At 46.2% G+C, this 16,887-nt stretch carries 28 protein-coding genes; 22 read left to right on the top strand and 6 right to left on the bottom strand.

The annotated features are described in order from the left end of the window. Window positions 1-63 precede the first annotated feature (63 nt). From ACVC9U_RS00255 to ACVC9U_RS00235, 5 genes are all read left to right on the top strand, one after another. Complete coding sequence (locus ACVC9U_RS00255) at window positions 64-465, top strand: 3D domain-containing protein (protein ID WP_441389989.1); 402 nt, start codon at window positions 64-66, stop codon at window positions 463-465. A gap of 15 nt (window positions 466-480) precedes the next feature. Then, window positions 481-1,233 (top strand): hypothetical protein, encoded by a 753-nt coding sequence (locus ACVC9U_RS00250; protein ID WP_441389988.1) that lies wholly within the window; start codon window positions 481-483, stop codon window positions 1,231-1,233. Continuing rightward, the gene (locus tag ACVC9U_RS00245) at window positions 1,230-1,472 is read left to right on the top strand and encodes a hypothetical protein (RefSeq protein WP_048350014.1); all 243 of its coding nucleotides are present in this window, start codon (window positions 1,230-1,232) and stop codon (window positions 1,470-1,472) included. The genes ACVC9U_RS00250 and ACVC9U_RS00245 overlap by 4 nt, the downstream gene beginning before the upstream one ends. Then, window positions 1,469-2,032, top strand: coding sequence for a nucleoside/nucleotide kinase family protein (locus ACVC9U_RS00240; protein ID WP_440097388.1), 564 nt, complete (start codon window positions 1,469-1,471; stop codon window positions 2,030-2,032). The genes ACVC9U_RS00245 and ACVC9U_RS00240 overlap by 4 nt, the downstream gene beginning before the upstream one ends. Before the next feature lie 164 nt (window positions 2,033-2,196). Further along, window positions 2,197-3,282, top strand: a complete 1,086-nt coding sequence (locus tag ACVC9U_RS00235; RefSeq protein WP_441389987.1) for a DNA cytosine methyltransferase — start codon at window positions 2,197-2,199, stop codon at window positions 3,280-3,282. Here ACVC9U_RS00235 and ACVC9U_RS00230 read toward each other — a convergent pair. Continuing rightward, window positions 3,264-3,653, bottom strand: a complete 390-nt coding sequence (locus tag ACVC9U_RS00230; RefSeq protein WP_326335708.1) for a hypothetical protein — start codon at window positions 3,651-3,653, stop codon at window positions 3,264-3,266. The two genes, ACVC9U_RS00235 and ACVC9U_RS00230, sit on opposite strands and share 19 nt — an antisense overlap. Window positions 3,654-3,831: 178 nt before the next feature. Here ACVC9U_RS00230 and ACVC9U_RS00225 point away from each other — a divergent pair, with 178 nt between their 5' ends. The 4 genes from ACVC9U_RS00225 (at window position 3,832) to ACVC9U_RS00210 (ending at window position 5,593) form a co-directional block, all read left to right on the top strand. Further along, window positions 3,832-4,221 carry a sigma factor-like helix-turn-helix DNA-binding protein gene (locus ACVC9U_RS00225; RefSeq protein ID WP_441389986.1) on the top strand — a complete coding sequence of 130 codons (390 nt, stop codon included), beginning with the start codon at window positions 3,832-3,834 and terminating at the stop codon, window positions 4,219-4,221. Then, entirely contained in the window at window positions 4,214-4,702 is a 489-nt protein-coding gene (locus ACVC9U_RS00220) for a hypothetical protein (protein WP_145689539.1), read from the top strand. Before ACVC9U_RS00225 ends, ACVC9U_RS00220 begins: the two co-directional genes overlap by 8 nt. Window positions 4,703-4,790: 88 nt before the next feature. Further along, the gene (locus tag ACVC9U_RS00215; protein ID WP_441389985.1) at window positions 4,791-5,180 is read left to right on the top strand and encodes a hypothetical protein; all 390 of its coding nucleotides are present in this window, start codon (window positions 4,791-4,793) and stop codon (window positions 5,178-5,180) included. Beyond that, window positions 5,177-5,593, top strand: coding sequence for a hypothetical protein (locus tag ACVC9U_RS00210; RefSeq protein WP_441389984.1), 417 nt, complete (start codon window positions 5,177-5,179; stop codon window positions 5,591-5,593). The genes ACVC9U_RS00215 and ACVC9U_RS00210 overlap by 4 nt, the downstream gene beginning before the upstream one ends. A 32-nt stretch (window positions 5,594-5,625) precedes the next feature. Here the strand turns inward: ACVC9U_RS00210 and ACVC9U_RS00205 are convergent, their stop codons facing one another. Continuing rightward, complete coding sequence (locus ACVC9U_RS00205) at window positions 5,626-5,937, bottom strand: hypothetical protein (protein ID WP_080626789.1); 312 nt, start codon at window positions 5,935-5,937, stop codon at window positions 5,626-5,628. 11 nt (window positions 5,938-5,948) lie between these two features. Next, a complete protein-coding gene (locus ACVC9U_RS00200; RefSeq protein ID WP_144573549.1) occupies window positions 5,949-7,376 on the bottom strand; it encodes a lipase family protein in 1,428 nt (475 codons plus the stop codon). A gap of 50 nt (window positions 7,377-7,426) precedes the next feature. Between ACVC9U_RS00200 and ACVC9U_RS00195 the strand changes: the two genes are divergently transcribed. Further along, on the top strand, window positions 7,427-7,771 hold the full coding sequence (locus ACVC9U_RS00195) for a DUF1433 domain-containing protein (protein ID WP_017474209.1): 345 nt from the start codon (window positions 7,427-7,429) through the stop codon (window positions 7,769-7,771). Between the two features lie 35 nt (window positions 7,772-7,806). Here the strand turns inward: ACVC9U_RS00195 and ACVC9U_RS00190 are convergent, their stop codons facing one another. From ACVC9U_RS00190 to ACVC9U_RS00180, 3 genes are all read right to left on the bottom strand, one after another. Then, window positions 7,807-7,980, bottom strand: a complete 174-nt coding sequence (locus ACVC9U_RS00190) for a DUF8096 family protein (protein ID WP_145689541.1) — start codon at window positions 7,978-7,980, stop codon at window positions 7,807-7,809. Between the two features lie 155 nt (window positions 7,981-8,135). Then, window positions 8,136-8,450, bottom strand: coding sequence for a hypothetical protein (locus ACVC9U_RS00185; RefSeq protein ID WP_145689544.1), 315 nt, complete (start codon window positions 8,448-8,450; stop codon window positions 8,136-8,138). A gap of 117 nt (window positions 8,451-8,567) precedes the next feature. Next, window positions 8,568-8,741: a hypothetical protein gene (locus tag ACVC9U_RS00180; RefSeq protein WP_164674265.1), complete on the bottom strand. Its 174-nt coding sequence runs from the start codon at window positions 8,739-8,741 to the stop codon at window positions 8,568-8,570. Window positions 8,742-9,046: 305 nt separating this feature from the next. Here ACVC9U_RS00180 and ACVC9U_RS00175 point away from each other — a divergent pair, with 305 nt between their 5' ends. The 12 genes from ACVC9U_RS00175 (at window position 9,047) to ACVC9U_RS00120 (ending at window position 16,884) form a co-directional block, all read left to right on the top strand. Then, window positions 9,047-9,265: a helix-turn-helix domain-containing protein gene (locus tag ACVC9U_RS00175; RefSeq protein ID WP_023856046.1), complete on the top strand. Its 219-nt coding sequence runs from the start codon at window positions 9,047-9,049 to the stop codon at window positions 9,263-9,265. 999 nt (window positions 9,266-10,264) lie between these two features. After that, window positions 10,265-10,816 carry an ImmA/IrrE family metallo-endopeptidase gene (locus ACVC9U_RS00170; protein WP_053073115.1) on the top strand — a complete coding sequence of 184 codons (552 nt, stop codon included), beginning with the start codon at window positions 10,265-10,267 and terminating at the stop codon, window positions 10,814-10,816. Window positions 10,817-10,819: 3 nt separating this feature from the next. Beyond that, entirely contained in the window at window positions 10,820-11,275 is a 456-nt protein-coding gene (locus ACVC9U_RS00165) for a hypothetical protein (protein WP_048350003.1), read from the top strand. Window positions 11,276-11,409: 134 nt separating this feature from the next. Continuing rightward, a complete protein-coding gene (locus ACVC9U_RS00160; protein WP_069500351.1) occupies window positions 11,410-11,688 on the top strand; it encodes a hypothetical protein in 279 nt (92 codons plus the stop codon). Further along, entirely contained in the window at window positions 11,678-12,052 is a 375-nt protein-coding gene (locus tag ACVC9U_RS00155; protein ID WP_017474208.1) for a hypothetical protein, read from the top strand. The genes ACVC9U_RS00160 and ACVC9U_RS00155 overlap by 11 nt, the downstream gene beginning before the upstream one ends. After that, window positions 12,049-12,267, top strand: a complete 219-nt coding sequence (locus tag ACVC9U_RS00150; protein ID WP_026699322.1) for a hypothetical protein — start codon at window positions 12,049-12,051, stop codon at window positions 12,265-12,267. The genes ACVC9U_RS00155 and ACVC9U_RS00150 overlap by 4 nt, the downstream gene beginning before the upstream one ends. Further along, window positions 12,264-12,506, top strand: a complete 243-nt coding sequence (locus ACVC9U_RS00145; protein ID WP_035333892.1) for a hypothetical protein — start codon at window positions 12,264-12,266, stop codon at window positions 12,504-12,506. The genes ACVC9U_RS00150 and ACVC9U_RS00145 overlap by 4 nt, the downstream gene beginning before the upstream one ends. A gap of 281 nt (window positions 12,507-12,787) precedes the next feature. Next, window positions 12,788-13,327, top strand: coding sequence for a hypothetical protein (locus ACVC9U_RS00140; protein WP_026699324.1), 540 nt, complete (start codon window positions 12,788-12,790; stop codon window positions 13,325-13,327). A gap of 303 nt (window positions 13,328-13,630) precedes the next feature. Then, complete coding sequence (locus ACVC9U_RS00135; protein WP_423122377.1) at window positions 13,631-13,936, top strand: hypothetical protein; 306 nt, start codon at window positions 13,631-13,633, stop codon at window positions 13,934-13,936. 410 nt (window positions 13,937-14,346) lie between these two features. After that, a complete protein-coding gene (locus tag ACVC9U_RS00130) occupies window positions 14,347-14,685 on the top strand; it encodes an HNH endonuclease (protein WP_026699326.1) in 339 nt (112 codons plus the stop codon). Window positions 14,686-14,804: 119 nt separating this feature from the next. Then, window positions 14,805-15,128 carry a P27 family phage terminase small subunit gene (locus ACVC9U_RS00125; protein ID WP_144573543.1) on the top strand — a complete coding sequence of 108 codons (324 nt, stop codon included), beginning with the start codon at window positions 14,805-14,807 and terminating at the stop codon, window positions 15,126-15,128. Window positions 15,129-15,177: 49 nt separating this feature from the next. Beyond that, a complete protein-coding gene (locus tag ACVC9U_RS00120) occupies window positions 15,178-16,884 on the top strand; it encodes a terminase large subunit (RefSeq protein ID WP_423250333.1) in 1,707 nt (568 codons plus the stop codon). The last annotated feature ends 3 nt before the right edge of the window (window positions 16,885-16,887 follow it).

Genomic DNA, 16,887 nt, shown 5'->3' with positions numbered 1-16,887 from the left:
GAGAAGGCCGCCATCCAATCGGCTGAATCACGCAACAGAGAATTAACGAAAGAGATAACGAAAATGGACGCGAAGATACAGGCGCTTGAGGACGAAATCAAGGCGCTGAAGAAGTCGAAGCAGATGTCCGTAAAGAGTACAAAAGTTGAATCGGGATGGAAAACGTTCGAGGCCTCGGCTTATACCGCATTCTGTTCGGAAGGCTGCACCGGCATCACCAAAACGGGAGTCGACGTCAGCCATTCGATCTACTACGAGGGAGCACGCGTCATAGCGGTCGATCCGTCTGTGATTGCGCTTGGCTCTACGGTTGAAGTCCGACTCGCTGACGGTTCGAATTTCCGGGCGAAGGCGATCGACACAGGCGGCATGATTAAAGGCGCACGGCTCGATCTGTTGGTCGCGAATGAAGCAGACGCAGTACAGTTCGGCCGGCAGTCGGTAGAATTGCGGGTTATTAAATAACGGGAGGGCGATATTATGACGAAAACTAACGAAAAAATCCACGTATTGGCTGACGAATCACTTGGCGGCATTAAGCGCGAATATGTAGAGGTCGATAGGAAGGCGAAGGTTGGCGATATGGTAGTACTTCCAGGCGAGGGCAATTCGGCAGAGCATGTTGTAGAAGTCCGAGGTTTTGAGGGCGACTATAAACTCGAAAGCGGGTTTTATATACGTCAGGATTTCGTAAATACTCTCGAACCGACCAATATCGCCCACATTGACGGCCCTGACGGTCCGGAGCGCTACGAAATGGTCGATCGTAAGCCGGAAATAGGCGAGAAGGTTATCGTAACTGAGAGCGATGATTTTCCGAAAGGATTTGTCGACTCCGTAAAAGAAGTTGACGACTTTCATGACAACGGGTCCTTCTTTTTGGTTAATGGCGTTCTAGGTGAGAATTTTTTAGACGCAGAGTACGAAGAATACCGCGTCCTCGTCCCGGTCGAATCCTCCGAAGAAGAACCGCAACCATCCGACCCGATCGACGTTATCGCTAACCTGGCGACGCGTGTTGCGGAGTTGGAACGCGAGAATAAACGTATCAAAGACGAAATCGACACGCTGCACAAAGACAACCGGAGGCACGGAGAAGAATTGGAGGCGCTGAAATATGCCGCAAAGGAAACGGACGGAAAGGTGGCGCACCTGGAAGCCGACTCAGACATGCGCTTGTTCACTGCCGAAGAGGTTGCCGCACTTCTTAACGCAATGAGGGAACGCCGATGAGCGATGTGATTTACGTTATTTACTATGAAGGCGAGCGGATGAAAGCACGCAGACGAAAGGTCGCTTATCTCACCAAGGGAGCGGCCAAAAGCGTAATCACAAGCGAAACCAAAAATTTAGCGTACTTTGAAACGAAAAACTACTACGACTTACCGACCGCGGAACGTGAAGAGATTAAGGCCGAGATAAGTAAACGTTTTGAAATTGTCGAATACGTACCGAAGGAGGAACGCCAATGAAGATCGCCCTAACCGCACCACTTCGCGCAGGCAAGTCGCTCGCCGCGTCATACATTTCGCTTCACTACGATTTCCAGCCGTTCGCATTCGGCGACGAACTAAAAGACGCATTTCACCGCGCATTCCCTCACGTTCCGCGAAATCCGAAGCCGCGCGCTCATTATCAGAAGTTCGGACAGTGGGCGCGGGAAGCCTTCGGAGAGGACGTATGGATCGACGCTCTTATGCCGAAAGTAGCCGCCTATCTCGACCGCCATCCTTGCGAATGCGGAAATAATTCGTCACTGAAGAATCGCGTAATCATCGACGACTGTCGGCAGTCTAACGAATATCAGCGTCTGAAGGACGAAGGTTTCGTATTTATCCGCATAACAGCTCCGGTCGAGCTCCGTATTGAACGCGCCAAAAAAGCCGGCGATGCTTTCGAGCTTGCCGACTTAGAGCATCCGACTGAGCTTGCGTTGCTGGATTTCGAAGTTGACTACGAAATTACAAACGACGGAACGATCGATGAATTATATGCGAAACTGGACGCGTTGATGGCGGAGGTGTTGATTTGACGAATATACCGAATCACGAACCGAATCCACAGGACGGAAAGTATTCATCGCGATACTTATCAAGGAAGCGCGTTGTTTATTGGGATGAGGCGGCTTATACCGTATTGACAAGTCCGCGTGATGCATCGCTACATCCCGGACCACTAACCGAAAGGAGCGAATATATGGGCGACTTTAACTTAACACCGCAACTGCCGGCAAACGGACTTACGGTACTCGAATTATTCTGCGGAGGAGGACTTGGCGCAATCGGATTCAAAGCGGCCGGCTACCATATCGTGAAGGCGTTGGACTTCGATAAGAATGCCGTCAAAGCCTACCGCCACAACTTCGGCGATTACGTAGAACAGGCGGACATTAACGAAATTGATATCGATAGCTTGCCGGACACAGATGTAATCTTCGGAGGTCCTCCGTGCCAAGACTTCTCGGTTGCGGGTAAAGGCGCGGGAGCAGATGGCGAACGCGGTAAATTAGTCTTCCGTTACCTCGAAATTATTGAGCGCAAGCAACCGAAAGCCTTCGTATTCGAAAACGTGAAGGGGCTGATTACGAAGCGACATCGTCCAACATTCGATGCTCTTATCGAAAAATTTAACGAAATAGGTTACGAGATTAGTTGGAAGGTGCTGAGCGCGTGGGACTACGGAGTGGCCCAGAAGCGAGAGCGCGTGTTCATTGTCGGAATACGAAAAGACCTCGGGATCACTTTCGAGTTTCCGAAGCCGTTAGAAGGCGATTATCAAACGAAGGTATTGCGGGATGTTATCGGGGATCTTCCGGAGCCTGGCGTTCAGCTAAACGATAAGCAGATCGCATACTTAGACCGTAATCCTGCATCGGTTGCGAAAAATCGTCCGGTTACGATGGAAGAGCCTTCGCGAACTATTCCTGCGGTAATGTATAAAGGAGTTCCTTACGGTTTGTTTTACGATAACCACGACGAAAAATCTTATTGGACGCCAAAAAGCGAATACACTTACGATCAAGCCAATCGCGTGCAGTCGATGGATAAAACGTCGAACACGATTCCGGCGCATCATAACAGCGGTCAGCCGATTCATCCGACCGAAGCACCACGACGTTTCACAGTCCGTGAATGTCTCCGAATCCAATCTGCGCCAGACACTTACGTCCTGCCAGACGATATCTCCTTATCGGCGCAGTATCGGATCGTTGGGAACGGAATCGCTTCGCGTGTTGCGTGGTATGTAGGGCGAGCACTTGCGGATCAGCTTTCGTCTAACTGAAACGCGTATGTGCCTTTCGGATAGGCCAGGTACGGTTGTTTTGACGCTTCCCCATCGCCGATCAAATAGTATCGTTGCGGAAGCTTATCGAAATCAATGCCGATTTTACGCAAGAACGGCCATGCCGAAACATTGCCGCGCTTATCGAACTTGAACGGTTTGACATCCGGCTGCTTAACGAGTTCGGGCTTGCCGACAACAATGCGCTTTTCAGCCGCGTCATATGCGACGGATAAATAAAACGGTCCGTCCGTAGGCAGTCCGATGACGCGCCGCGCACCGGCCGAAATAAATAAACGTCGTTGCTTTTCGATTGTTATATACGCTTTGGTGTTGCGCTCAAAGTCGTTTGATATCCACGTAAGAGCCATATCGAATCTCCTTACGAAAGTATTTACGTTCAGTATAGACGGAATAGTTACCTATAGTCAACAGAGATGTGCGAATTGTTAACGAAGTTATTAACGAAAAAATTCTTTCGCAACTATATCGTTTGATAATGCGATTCCTAAGGCGCAAGGACAAAACATCGAAATTGGAGGCGGTTTAATGGGATCAGTCAAAGTCGATCTACACCGAAAGGATCGCGAATTTGAGGCGGCGTATGCGCTAGACAATGCGGAGGGTGTCAAAACGCTGCTCTCCGATTATCCGAAATTCGTCAGCCGCAAACGACTCGGCGAATACGAAGCTGCCGAAGTGCTTCTCGATCTGCACAATGCGATTGAGCTTGCGGATCTGACCGACAGACAGCGTCAAGCCATCCGGCTCGTATATTTCGAAGACCTGACGCAAGTCGAGGCGGGGAAACGGATGAGAGTTGGCAAGGATTCGATTAATCATCTGATAAATCGTGCAGCCGATTCAATTGCGGATATTTACTACTATTGGGCGGGACATGGCGAAGGGTACACGATGGGAGGACGAATTAATGGATAAGGCGCTGCTGCACGAAATGATTACGGAATTACAACAACGAACAAAGGCCGGAGAGCTTGATCGAATCCAACGCATCGAGGAGATCACTGCGCTGGCCGACGCTTACTTCGATGCCGTCGGAGAGCATCCGGATTCTATCGCGCTTGCACGTATGGCGAATCTCGTAATCTACGAAGAGCTAACGAACCCACACCCAGATAAAATGGCTCGCGAAGAGTACCCGATCATGAGCGAAACGCAGCGAGAAGAGCGCATCAAGTCGGAGGCATCCGAAAAGCTCGCAGAAGAGTGCGGGGCAGATGGTCGAAATTATAAAGTTCCGACGCGAAGAAAACGCTCTTCATACGAGGAAAAGTTCGTTGATAGGGTGGCTAGGGCTCGGAATAAAGAACGAAGAAACCGCTATAACGATTTCGTAAAAGGAAAATCCGAAGGACAATTTACGGTCAATATCGCAACGGGCGAAAAATTCATTCATTAGTTGTTCCGTTTTAATCCGTTTTGCTGGCTATACGTTATGAGGGCGCCAAATCCGCGCTCTTTTATTTTGCTAAAAAGGGGACGATATTTTGAAAAGATTACGAGTAGTAAACGCAGAGACAGGCGAGGACCTATCAACAGACTATACGCTCAGACACCGGAACCAGGACGAAGCTTTCCGGGAACAGCAGAAACAGACAACGGACAGACGCGACTTTTCCAACGCCAATATGTCTTATATTCACGAAGTCTATGACGCTCTCACAACGGCACAATGCGGGTATTTGATGTTGCTACAATGCTACGTCGACTATAACGGTGTTCTCGTTAAATCTAGCCGCGATAAAACTCCGATGAAGACAGCGGATATGATGTCCGTTCTACAGCTCACGAAAAAGCCGTATGACATTCTACGATTTTCTGAACGCGTGTATTCACGCACGATATTATCCGGGAAGAAGGCGGCATATACTCGGTGAACGAGCGCTACCACTTCAAAGGTAACTTCGGTAGTCAGTACGTTGTCAAACTCTATACTGCGAAAATTAAGAAGGTATACAGCGAAGTGAAGGCGACAGACATCGGACTGATTTACCGGATGCTGCCGTTCATCCACTACGAAACAAACGCTCTATGCGCCAATCCTTTCGAAAAGAATCCGAAGCATATTCGATGGTTCAATAAGAAAGAGCTAGCGGCCGCGATCGGAGTAACGCCGGACACGCTTGGCCGGCGGCTGAAGCAGATGAAATTCGATGGGGAGTTCGTTGTCGCGCGAATAAAGGTCGGCAGCGAACCGGAGCGATATACGTTCAATCCTAACGTGTTTTATCGACAATCCAAGGCGCCGGATAAGACGCTGCTTGCGATGTTTAACGTTAAGAAACCGTAAATAAACGAAAAAGGGCGCCGTAATTGGCGCCTCTAATTCGTCTTAAACCCATTCACAAAGCTTTCTCCGTCCTGTTCCGTATGAATAAGCTGCTGAGCGCTTTGGCTGATCCGCTGTGCGAGCGCCTGCTGCGCTTTCCCTTCGAAGCTGTAGAGAAGTGATGAATAGACGCTGTTCATTTCCTTTTGTATGTCATCTACTTTGAATTTCGGTCTGAGGGTATTTCGAACGGATTCGAGCTTGGTTCCGGCCACGCCTCTCATACCCGTTTTCAGCATAGCAAGCTGCCTGCGCTTTTCCATTGGGTCGTTCTGCTTTTTGATTATTTGATCTAACGTATCCATCTACTCATCTCCTATAACTTTAACCAGTTTGCGAGCATCTTGTCTTTTGATTTGAAATCCTTTGCGATTTGTGCGAGATAACCGCTGATCTCCTCTAAATCTGAAATCGTATCCTGCAATGACGCGATATAGGCCGCTTCGGCATCGACATCGTAAAACAGCGGATTCCCTTTTTTATCGAACGACTGCGCCAAATCATTCAGCGTATTGTTTACATCATCGAGCGTAAGCTGATCGTATAAGCCGTGACCGACCTGGCGATAGGTATCGTATTTCAAATCGCTTATCGCAGCGTCATGTTCCTGGTAGGCGTTTTCCGCTTCTCTTTTCATCGTACGCAAGTCATCGATGATCGCATTTACTTTTTGCGCGAGCTGCTTGGCAACTTCGGGTGTTACTTTAATTGCGCCACTTCCGGAGGCAACTTCCGGTGGGAGCATCGCTTTTAAATTTTTGTCATAAACGAGTTCATCGCCGTCTATATTCTTAATATTACCGTCTTCGTCGAAAGAGAAATTATTGCTGCCGACCCAATGCGTATCAGGCATCCCCAAGATTGCTGTCTGAAAGAAGTACGCAGCGTTTTCGCCAATTTGATCAGTTACCTTGCCTCGCATTCGCATTTCGCGCATAGCATTCGATACAGCAGGATCTTTTGTATATATCGTTGTTCCATTGTGGCGGTCGTACTCATTCCACCAACCGGCTCCGATCATATCATCCGGATTTACGATCGACTTTACATACCGGTTGTATTCACCGTTATTGATTTCCTTTTGCTTTTCTTCGGAATGTAATTTAACGACGGAGGGATTGTTGAATGCGACGGCATAGATATCGTTGTTGACCGCACTGTATTCCGCTTCTGCACCTCCGAGTGAGTGTCCAGTCGTTGAAATGATCGTCGAGGTGCCTTTATATTTTTGTTTGATTTCTCTTATAAGATCGTCGGCTTGACCGATTTGGGACGGTTTTGTAATCAATTTGTAGTTACCGGTGCTAAGCATAGCGTCTTGTGAGGGTGTGGAATTGTATTTTCCCAGTGTTTTGGATGTATCTTTCGCATCTTTTTCGATTATATAATGCGTTTTCTTTTTTGGATCTTGCCCCATCACGATATTTCCACCGTCTGCTTTTACTAAGTCATCGATCGGGTCCTTTCCGGCGTCAGTACCGGCGAAGGCTACGACGACGTTTTTGGGGTTATCTGATTTAACCCACTTTCCGTTTTTCTCTTCGGCTTGTGACAGAACAACCGCATCAAGTCCGGTATCGTCATCCGACTTAATTTTTTCAACATACCACCGAGAAGAACTACTCGTCGTTAAAGGTCTATTTTCTTTTAATGATTTTTTGATTTTGTCATAGTTATAAGAAAACCTACTTAAATAATAATATTCTTTATCGCTAATGTTTGGAATATCGATATTCTTAGGCATGTACAACACCTCAACTCTAATGTAAAATTGTTTTAGGAAAGGATGAGTCTATGAGAAAATACATAATTATCCTAATCTCCATCGTAATTATAACATTTGGAGGTATTTACATGAAGCACCAACACGATCAAAAAGTAGCAGAAACCGAGTTGTTTAATCAGGCTAAAACTAAGATGAAAACTTTTTTAGAAAAAAACTATAAAGATATTAAAGAAATAAATTTTTCGGATTCATATGACATAGACCCTATGGGCGGGATAACTGTAGAAGGATATATAAATGGGGATAAAAATAAAGAGTTTTTCGGTACTTATGATAAAACTAACGATGAGATAGGCATTTCTTCAGTGGACGCAGAAGAGAAGCCAGAGTGTCAAGATAAAGTTTGTAAATAAAGAGCCCGACTCAATTTTGAGTAGGGCTTTTCGTTTTATATGCTCTTTTTCATTCCGCATCTACGGCACTCGCGAAGAAATATCCCGTCCTTCACCGAACTTTTGAACAGTGTATAATCGCAGTTGTCGCAGCGGCCATGATGAGCGTCCGGATACTCTTTGTAGTCGTATACAATCGTCGTATCATAGCCTTTTGTTTCGTATTCCATTCGTCCTCAACCTCCGACTAATAGGATACGACATTAGCTCGGTTGAATCAACGACATAGACAACGTTTTTTCCACGAAATTAAAGCGTAGGAGCCGCCGGAATCTGCTGCGGGTATATTAGGTATCGGCGGCCGCTTAACGCCTGATTTCGTGTGTTATTCGATAACCTTAATCGCCTTAAATCCGCTGCCATTTTCGTATTGATCCTTCGTAAAAGTAACGCTAATCCGATCGCCTGGCTTTGCGTCTGTGGCTGCCGGATCGGAAGAGAAGCCGCCGTCGTCCGCTGATACCGCGTAGTCTTTCCCTTCGACAATTTCCTGAGCGTCCTTAGCTTCGGCTGCCATGTCGTCAGCCACACGATAAGCAATATCGACATCTTCGTTTAGTTTGGCAGCGTAGATTCCGAGAGCCGCGTTGCCTGCGAGTGATAGGCCGAGGATGGCCGTTAAGAGTTTCGTTTTATTCATCGTCATTACCTCCGTATTTGTTTGCGATTAGATAGCCGAGATTGAAGCCGATCTGATACGCTTTGCCGGCGTCAGGGCGTTGATATAGATCGAGAAGTTGATCAGCCTGCTGCGGCTTCAGCGGCGGTGTGACCGATTCCTCCTCGATCTAAAGAATAGAAGCGCGATAAAAACGACAGATGAACCGAGGCCGACGCAGTCCAGGACGGAAAGCCGGCCGAAGTTCATATCCGCAATCCAGGCGAGCAAGACGACAATTAACAAAATTTCCGTAGTATCAATTCGTTTCATTCGTGTTATAATTGATTGACAAGGGGCGAAATGCCCCTCGGTGTTTATTGTCGGCGACGGTGCTTCTTGGTCGGAGGCCGTCGCTCCTTACTTTCGGTTTCCTTTCGCATCTTCCGGAGTTCTAAGACGATTTTTAGAATTCCGAGCCAAGTTGCGAGGATCGCCGAAAGCTTCATTACGGTGTCAATCAATTACGTTCACCTCCTTTCGTTACTTTAATTATAACGCATAACCGTTATAACGTAAATGCGTTATTTACAAAAATATCGTTTTTACGTTATAATAATCGCAGGAGGTGCCGGCAAATGATCGTTAAATTAAAGATAGCCGAGCTACTTGATCGGAAGAATATGACGCAGAAGGAACTCGCAGAGCTAACCGGAATAAGGCCGTCTGCCATCAGCGAACTGTGTCGCGGGATTAAGGAACGGGTGCAGCTCGACCACCTTAGTCGGATTGCAACCGCGTTGAATATATCGGATATACGGGAGCTTATCGACCTGGATGAAGACGCTGACGAATGATTGGCGTCTATTTCTTCGTGTTAATGTCGTATATTTATACGTTAATATGAATAATAATACGGTTGATATGACGGCGAGAAGTCGGATGATTACCGACATATTCTCAATTAGAATAAAGTAATTGAGAATGAACACGACGTGATTCGTACAAATCGGCCAAAAACACGACTTTATTCGTACATGCGAAAATGGGGTTCATGCTTACAGCCGCAAGGGATACAGCGATTTTCAGTCTGTAATCACTTCTTAGTCTTCTGAATCCGAAGACTAGCGGGAACTACGTTTCACTCCGTCCCGCAGAAACGCAATCATGTATATTGTATAAATAATTGTATCGCGATAAGGTCTTAATAATATCCGCGGACACGGAGGAGCGTAAGCGACGGAGTGGGCGCTATGTTTTAAAACATTCGAAAATATTCCGTTAATATATCAACTTTTACACGCGTAGTTGTCTATACGTTATGAGAAGGACGCTACAACTACGGAGCAACAACGGGCACTAGCCGCACACTTGGCGTCCTTTTAGTACATATTGCGGCGAAGTCATTAACGAGCACAAAGCGGAATGCGCAAATCACACGAAATTAGACGTTTTAGTATTCTCCGAGGGTATTCGGTAGGGTGACGGTTAGAAGCGCTAATTTCGTGTAAATTCGAAGGGAGGGACGTAAGGGTGTCTCGTAGGCAACTATGAAGGGAACTAATAAGGCAGACGATCGCGGATAACTACCAAGACATGAAGCGATTATCGAAAATGTTGGGTATGCCCGTAGATCAAACGAGAATTGCTCGTATACGACAAGACTTGCTCCTACTTTAGATCACAAAAAATGCACTTTAGCGGTGTTAAGTAAATGCACCAAAAATAAACTTGTTTTTTCTTCAATAAAATTAATCATTTTTGATGCACATGTTATGCATATTTTGCTAAAATATTCTTACACTCAGGTTATCTACTCCGAAAAACGGGAATAGATATACTGAGAGGTGGTTAAAGTGGCTGAGATCATCGAGCTGTTTAAACTCCAAAAAGGGGTGAATACTATGTTAGACATGAGAACTATTGGGGAAGAAAAAGCACAAGAGGTTTTACAGGCCTACACATCACAGGACGAACCCATTAACCCGATTGCGATTGCTGAGAAACTCGGAATCAAGGTCATAAATGCGGAATTTACAACCGACATGATCTCCGGAGCGCTGCAGGTTCATCCTGGCGATGATTCAAGAGTTGCGACAATCTACGTTAAACATGATGACGCGCCCGTAAGGAAAAGATTCACTATAGCCCATGAACTTGGACATTATTTTTTGCATGCTGAATCCCAAACTGACTTTATCGATGAGCAATCAGTATTTTTTAGAAATGGTCAAAAAAATAAAGAAGAAACGGAAGCTAACGACTTTGCAGCCAATTTGTTAATGCCTAGAGAACTTGTTTTAAAGATTTGGGGAATGTCAGGTGATGTGGAATTTCTTAGTCACTATTTTGGAGTTTCTAGGACTGCCATGAAGTATAGATTAAATAATTTAGGAGTGAGTGTGTAGCGGATGTCAGGCAGTTTAGAGAGTAGCTACTTTTCGGGCCGAATAAAAGTATCAAGTATACTAGCTGACACCGAAGATGAGCTTTCTGTGGAGGATGGAGTAACACCTGAACAGACAGATGTCATAGAAAGACTGACGCAACTCAGAGATAACAGCTTTAAACTAAGACAAGTCATAGGGACTTGGAAAGAGAACGAATTAAACGAAAGGAATATGCGGAAGAGGATAGCCACTTTTATTTTATTGGCATTAGGTATTGAAATGGTTTTGGGGAACGTAATTCTTATTCTAATGGGATTCTTGCCTAATTTCAGGCCTCCAGAGTGGACATGTAATTTATTTTTTACTGGGATGTACACTCAGATAGTGGCGGTTGCAACTATAGTTGTTAGAAATCTTTTCCCGCCAGTTGCTAAAGATCCCTCTTCCGCCATATCAGAACTTATTAAAAACTTATAATTACATAACGCAATCAGAACGAGGGCGATCCGAATATGGGTCGCTCTTTTTGTGCTTGCGATAAATAAGCCGGAACGCCTCTCAACGATGCGGACCAAGCCCGGTATTTAAAAACGAAAAAGGAGACGATGTGAATGGCGGAATCAAAGCGCGAATCAATCGGCAAAATTAAAATCGACTTGGATGTATCCGACGCGATAACCGGACTCAAGGCGGTTCAACGCGAAGCAAAGGCGGCGACTAAGGCGCTGGCCGAATTTCAGGACCTAGCTGAACGGCTCGGTGAGGAACCGTTAGCTGACGGTTGGGAGACGACCCGATCATTGCGGTCTATATTCGATAGGTTAGACGAAGAGCCTACCGTTTATCTGGTCGGAAAGGAAATTCGAAGGAGGAGCGCTGATGAGCGGTAAAATAACCGTTAAACTTACCGCCAGCGACGAATATGACGAACAGCTCGATGAATTGCGCCAAGCCTTTTTCGCTCTGTCCGACGGCCCTGAACAAGAAGAGTGGCGACTCGCTCTCGTTGTAGGAAGGACCGTTAGCGAAGCCAAAACGATATGGAAACGGGTGAAAACGAACTATCCGAGCTATAAGTACACGCAATTTGTATCGCGTAATCCTTACGTACTGGACGGTATAAACCCGGAATACGTTGCGCTATTTATGCTACCGGGCTACGCGGATAATCCGATTGTAAACGATCCAATGTTTCGGTGGGTTATCGATAATGCATACGAAGTTACTTACGTAGAGGAGGGCGATGGTGTATGAGGGTACGCGTTTATAAGATTGAGCATTTAATGGCCGATAATATTTTCGCTGATGGCTCTTTATTAACGTCGTTTTCTATCGGAATGCGGGCCGAAGCTACCGTCGAATTTGAGTCTGGAAATCGTTTAGAAGCCGTGTTCGAGTTTCCGGAGGCTGACACTCTTTCATTCGTTGAGGCCGAGCGATTGATTCGGAAGGAGTTGGGCGCAGAGTGAAACGGTATATTTTATTCGCGTTTGATGACTTTTATCCAGGCGGCGGGCTTCACGACTTACATTTAACGTTTAACACAACCGAAGAATTGACGCATTACTTAGCGCAAGAGTTTCCGCGCGATACGTATCAGATTCTCGATTCGAAGACCGGGGTAGCACGGACGTTTTATTCCGCGGAAGAGTTATCCGAAATAAATAACAGCGCATTGGGGACGGAGGTCGACTTAAATGCAGGTTAATTGCGATAAGTGCGGAGGTCCTTTCGCCGTTGTGCCGCAAGAGAAAACGCACCGTAAAGGTATTATAGAAACCTACTTCACATGCCCGTTCTGCCGTCATCATTACTCTGCCAGTGTAACGAATCATAGAGTACGGAGGCTTATTGACGAGCTCAAGACGTTGAGATTATCGGAACCACCAACGAGTGCTAAAGCGTTAGAGCTGCGTGAGAGAAAGGCGGCGCGGTTAAAAGCGGAGATAGACGCCAAGATGGCGGAACTGAAACGGAGGTATTGCGGAGATGAGTAACGTTGTAGCTCTTAACAGCGGCGACCAACCAGACCGCAAGCCTATGCCGAATGACAAAGCCGCGCTCTTAGACAGTCCGCAAGGGTTCGAGGTATATAGCCGTGAGCTTATGCGCAAGGTATTTCCGCGCCTAATTAACGAAGCTTATGACGTAGTCTATGCCGATTACAAACGTAAACCGGAGATACGCGATGTGGTGGCGTTTTACTTTCTGTTGCAGTCGTATATCGACGGTAACTATACGCGCAGTGACGGAAGCCTTAACGATAGGTTCGGCGCTTGCTTCTTAAACTACGAAACTATTCAGCAGCACCTTCGCGTCGATCGTAACCGGATTAATCTGCTGGCCGCGATCTTAGAGACTAACGGGATCATACGGACGACCGGACATTACGAAGGGACAAAGCGTTTCAAGTGGTACTTTCCGTCGTTCTGTCCGCACATAACTGACGATGGATATATCGTTAATGAGTTCGGCGAAACGGTGCGACCGGACTTTAGCGTGTACTTGCCGAAGCGTCGAAAACGTTGATTTGACGCATAGTATGCCTAGGACATACTACCGGTAATATGCGCAGGACATACTATCGATCGTATGCACAGGACGGGCTGTAAAAAGAGAAAGAAGTAAAAGAGCAATACGTAAAAGAGAAACAAATAATAGCGATCTATTCGCTGCGCTCATACGATACGCAGATATTGGTAATCTATTAAATACATTATCGCGATAAAGAACTTATATAAAAGATAAAGACAAAGTGCAACGGTATTGGTGGGCGCGTCGGATTGGTAAATCACCGTAGAGTGATTGACGCTTTAGTATGAGAAAGGAGGGATGACGTTGGCTAATCCGATTAATGCTGCGCTTAATGCGGTCGAGTATATACGTAGTAAGTACGGTAGTACGTCCGTATCTATTAAGCCTTATACCGGTTATGTAACGCCTATCACGTTTACTACAGCGAAGCGAGAGAATTACGTTAAGGTAAAGCTTCCGGGATACAGTACGGAAGAAGAACGGGAGGCAACGAAAAGCGTCATATCCGGACTAATGAACGATGGAGCTAACGAGTTTATCTTTGCGGTAAATGACGATGGAGGATTAGAAGTACGCTATAAACGGAAGGAAACGGAGGGATAGCGTTGGAGGTCAAACCTAAACCGAACTTACTAACGATAGAACTAACGGATGAACAATCGATACCGCGCGTTGTATATAAGGGCGAAGAGATTACCGGCCGTATTGCGGTAGACTTCGAGTGGCGGACTAAAAACGATAAACAGATCGGTGGTACTTATTTCCGTATCAAGCACGCCAATACATGTACTAAGCTTCCGGTAACAGAGACAAAGGAATTGTGCGTAGGAGAGAAGGCCTGTGAATAGAGAACGTAAGCAGCGCTATAGATACCTACGAGAGCAACGAAGAGAACGCGACTATGAGCTTGGACTTATACAACTGGCTGGCCGTCCGTTCTGTAAGCCATCCATAACGATAGTACCAGGGCGCAATGCGCTAACCCTATCGAGATTCATGGCGGGGGCAAGGCGATGAGTAACTACTACGACAGACATAAGCGTGACCCGGAAGCACGTGCTTTCTATAAGTCTACAGCCTGGGCTAAGTGCCGAGCCTTAGTGCTCAAGCGCGACCATCACCTGTGTCAAGACTGTCTCGCAAATAAAACGATCACTAAAGCAGAGACTGTACACCACATAAAGGAGCTGCGAGAATACCCTGAATTAGCTTTAGATGCATCAAATTTGGTCAGCCTTTGCAATTCCTGCCACAACAAACGCCATCCGGAGAAGGGACAGAAAAGTGCCAAAACAGAGAGGAAACAGAGAAAAATTAGAGTTGTAAAGACAGAGGCTAACCCTGAAATATAGCCCCCTCCCCTCTGGACTAAAAAACAAAAATACAAGGGACCGGCGGGCCCCCTTCGCTTGTTGCGCGACCAGAAATTTTACATTAAAGGGGGGTCTCCCCGAATGAAAGGAGTGTTTTAATGGCGGTACCGACAGCGAAAAAAATCCGGGAATATCTCGGAGACAGATACAAAGAATCGGATGAAGAACTGATCGAACTTTACGTCGACACTCATAAGTTTTACCGCCGACTAAAAAAGGAAGTAGCCGAAAACCCTTTAATGATGCGGCATACGAACAAAGCAGGCGCGGAAAACCTCGTCAAAAATCCGTTAGCGATTGAGCTTACGAAGACGGTGACGACGTTAAACAATCTTCTGAAATCGCTCGATCTTACGCCGGCACAGCGCAAAGAATTAAACGCGGGTGGTGGTGAAAGTGACGACGATTACGACGAATTCTAGCCCTACGGAGCTTGAAAAATGGTTCGAAAACTGGCTAAAAACGCAAAAAATGGCCGGATTTATATGCGAAAAACCGGCCGAAAATCTACTTACAACCTTTTACGCGGAGAAAGTTGTTGCGGGAGAAATTAAAGCAAGTCGGAAAAATGTTTTGGCGTGTAAACGTCACCTGCGAGACTTGGAGCGCGCTGGTACTGACGAATTTCCTTACGTATTTGATATCGAAAAAGGACACCGGCCAATTCGGTTCATTGAAAAGTTTTGCAAACCGTCAAAAGGTGATTACGCCAACCTAACGCTTCAGCCGTGGCAACATTTCGTAATCGGCTCACTCTACGGGTGGGTGCATCGCGATACCGGGTTGCGGAGATTTCGCGAGGGCCTGGTTTTTATTGGCCGTAAAAACGGTAAAACGACGATGATTAGCGGATTAGCAAACTTTGCGATATCAAAAGATAACGAACCGGGGGCGCGTGTTTACGTTTTAGCCAACTCGAAGCAGCAGGCTGGTGAACTTTTCGATGAAAGCCGGGCGATGGTTCAGAAGTCGCCAGCACTTCGGAGAAATATGAAGGAAAACCAAAAAGGAATATTCGATATGAAGTCTTTGAGTCGTATTGAGCCAAGAGCATCCGATAGTAAAAAGCTTGACGGACTTAATACTCACCTCGGCATTTTTGATGAGATACACGAGTTCCAAGGATTTAAGCTGATAAACGTAATCAAGCGCTCCTGGTCTGCGCGGAGACAGCCGATGGTTATTTATATTACGACCGCAGGGTACGTTTTAGACGGCCCATTAGTTGAATATTACGAAGTTGCTTCCGATGTTCTTGAAGGATCGAATGAACAGGACCGAAAATTCTACTTTATTGCGGAATTAGACGACGAAAAGGAGATAGATCAGCCGACTGAATGGATAAAAGCGAACCCGAATATGGGGGTAACGATGAAGCTTCCAACAATGGTTCAGGATTACCGGTCGGATCGCGACATCCCTCAAGAGAGAAACGACTGGATTACGAAGCAGTTTAATATGTTCGTGGATAACGGCGAGCAAAGCTTTGTAGACTTCGAAGTTATAAAACGTAATAACAAATATCATAATATCGAAGAACTGCGCGGCATGAGATGTATCGGCGGCTTCGACTTATCACAAACGGAAGACTTTACGAGCGCGTGTCTGGAATTTATTTTGCCGGATAATCGCGTTTTTGTTTTGTCTCATTCATGGGTTCCGGCGGCAAAAGTCGAGAAAGATAACGAGAAAATACCGTACCGAGAGTGGCAAGATGACGGATATTTGACGATTATTCCGGGCGAATACGTGGAATATGAGTACGTTTACGACTGGTTCGTTGAAATGTCGCGTAAATATCAGATCGATAAGATCACGTTTGACCCAGCGAATGCGATGCGATTGGTTCACGATCTTCAAAACTACGGATTTCAAACGGAAGTTGTGCGACAAGGGTACATTACTCTGAGTGACCCATTAAAGCATATCAAAGAATTATTGCTTGACGGAAACGTCGTTTACAACGAAAACAAGCTTTTCACATGGTATCTAAACAACGTCAAGCTCGTCGAAGATCGGAACGGTAACTGGTTGCCGACTAAACAAACGAGGTACCGGAAAATCGATGGCTTTGCGGCTTTTCTGAACGCACATACACAGGTTTATCTCGATATGACGAAGCCGGTTGAGGGCGGAAGCGTCGGATTTATCTCAATTAGCGATCTATTAAACGGTTAGGAG

It is taken from the genome of Bacillus sp. GM2, from assembly GCF_056155945.1.
The sequence above is the reverse complement of the archived record's forward strand: the minus strand, read 5'-3'. Positions and strand labels throughout refer to the sequence as shown.

Coding starts and splice junctions, on each gene's coding strand:
- ACVC9U_RS00255 (WP_441389989.1), top strand. CDS start 64: ATGGACGCGAAGATACAGGCGCTTGAGGACGAAATCAAGGCGCTGAAG.
- ACVC9U_RS00250 (WP_441389988.1), top strand. CDS start 481: ATGACGAAAACTAACGAAAAAATCCACGTATTGGCTGACGAATCACTT.
- ACVC9U_RS00245 (WP_048350014.1), top strand. CDS start 1,230: ATGAGCGATGTGATTTACGTTATTTACTATGAAGGCGAGCGGATGAAA.
- ACVC9U_RS00240 (WP_440097388.1), top strand. CDS start 1,469: ATGAAGATCGCCCTAACCGCACCACTTCGCGCAGGCAAGTCGCTCGCC.
- ACVC9U_RS00235 (WP_441389987.1), top strand. CDS start 2,197: ATGGGCGACTTTAACTTAACACCGCAACTGCCGGCAAACGGACTTACG.
- ACVC9U_RS00230 (WP_326335708.1), bottom strand. CDS start 3,653: ATGGCTCTTACGTGGATATCAAACGACTTTGAGCGCAACACCAAAGCG.
- ACVC9U_RS00225 (WP_441389986.1), top strand. CDS start 3,832: ATGGGATCAGTCAAAGTCGATCTACACCGAAAGGATCGCGAATTTGAG.
- ACVC9U_RS00220 (WP_145689539.1), top strand. CDS start 4,214: ATGGATAAGGCGCTGCTGCACGAAATGATTACGGAATTACAACAACGA.
- ACVC9U_RS00205 (WP_080626789.1), bottom strand. CDS start 5,937: ATGGATACGTTAGATCAAATAATCAAAAAGCAGAACGACCCAATGGAA.
- ACVC9U_RS00200 (WP_144573549.1), bottom strand. CDS start 7,376: ATGCCTAAGAATATCGATATTCCAAACATTAGCGATAAAGAATATTAT.
- ACVC9U_RS00195 (WP_017474209.1), top strand. CDS start 7,427: ATGAGAAAATACATAATTATCCTAATCTCCATCGTAATTATAACATTT.
- ACVC9U_RS00190 (WP_145689541.1), bottom strand. CDS start 7,980: ATGGAATACGAAACAAAAGGCTATGATACGACGATTGTATACGACTAC.
- ACVC9U_RS00185 (WP_145689544.1), bottom strand. CDS start 8,450: ATGAATAAAACGAAACTCTTAACGGCCATCCTCGGCCTATCACTCGCA.
- ACVC9U_RS00180 (WP_164674265.1), bottom strand. CDS start 8,741: ATGAAACGAATTGATACTACGGAAATTTTGTTAATTGTCGTCTTGCTC.
- ACVC9U_RS00175 (WP_023856046.1), top strand. CDS start 9,047: ATGATCGTTAAATTAAAGATAGCCGAGCTACTTGATCGGAAGAATATG.
- ACVC9U_RS00165 (WP_048350003.1), top strand. CDS start 10,820: ATGTCAGGCAGTTTAGAGAGTAGCTACTTTTCGGGCCGAATAAAAGTA.
- ACVC9U_RS00160 (WP_069500351.1), top strand. CDS start 11,410: ATGGCGGAATCAAAGCGCGAATCAATCGGCAAAATTAAAATCGACTTG.
- ACVC9U_RS00155 (WP_017474208.1), top strand. CDS start 11,678: ATGAGCGGTAAAATAACCGTTAAACTTACCGCCAGCGACGAATATGAC.
- ACVC9U_RS00150 (WP_026699322.1), top strand. CDS start 12,049: ATGAGGGTACGCGTTTATAAGATTGAGCATTTAATGGCCGATAATATT.
- ACVC9U_RS00140 (WP_026699324.1), top strand. CDS start 12,788: ATGAGTAACGTTGTAGCTCTTAACAGCGGCGACCAACCAGACCGCAAG.
- ACVC9U_RS00135 (WP_423122377.1), top strand. CDS start 13,631: ATGACGTTGGCTAATCCGATTAATGCTGCGCTTAATGCGGTCGAGTAT.
- ACVC9U_RS00130 (WP_026699326.1), top strand. CDS start 14,347: ATGAGTAACTACTACGACAGACATAAGCGTGACCCGGAAGCACGTGCT.
- ACVC9U_RS00125 (WP_144573543.1), top strand. CDS start 14,805: ATGGCGGTACCGACAGCGAAAAAAATCCGGGAATATCTCGGAGACAGA.
- ACVC9U_RS00120 (WP_423250333.1), top strand. CDS start 15,178: ATGGCCGGATTTATATGCGAAAAACCGGCCGAAAATCTACTTACAACC.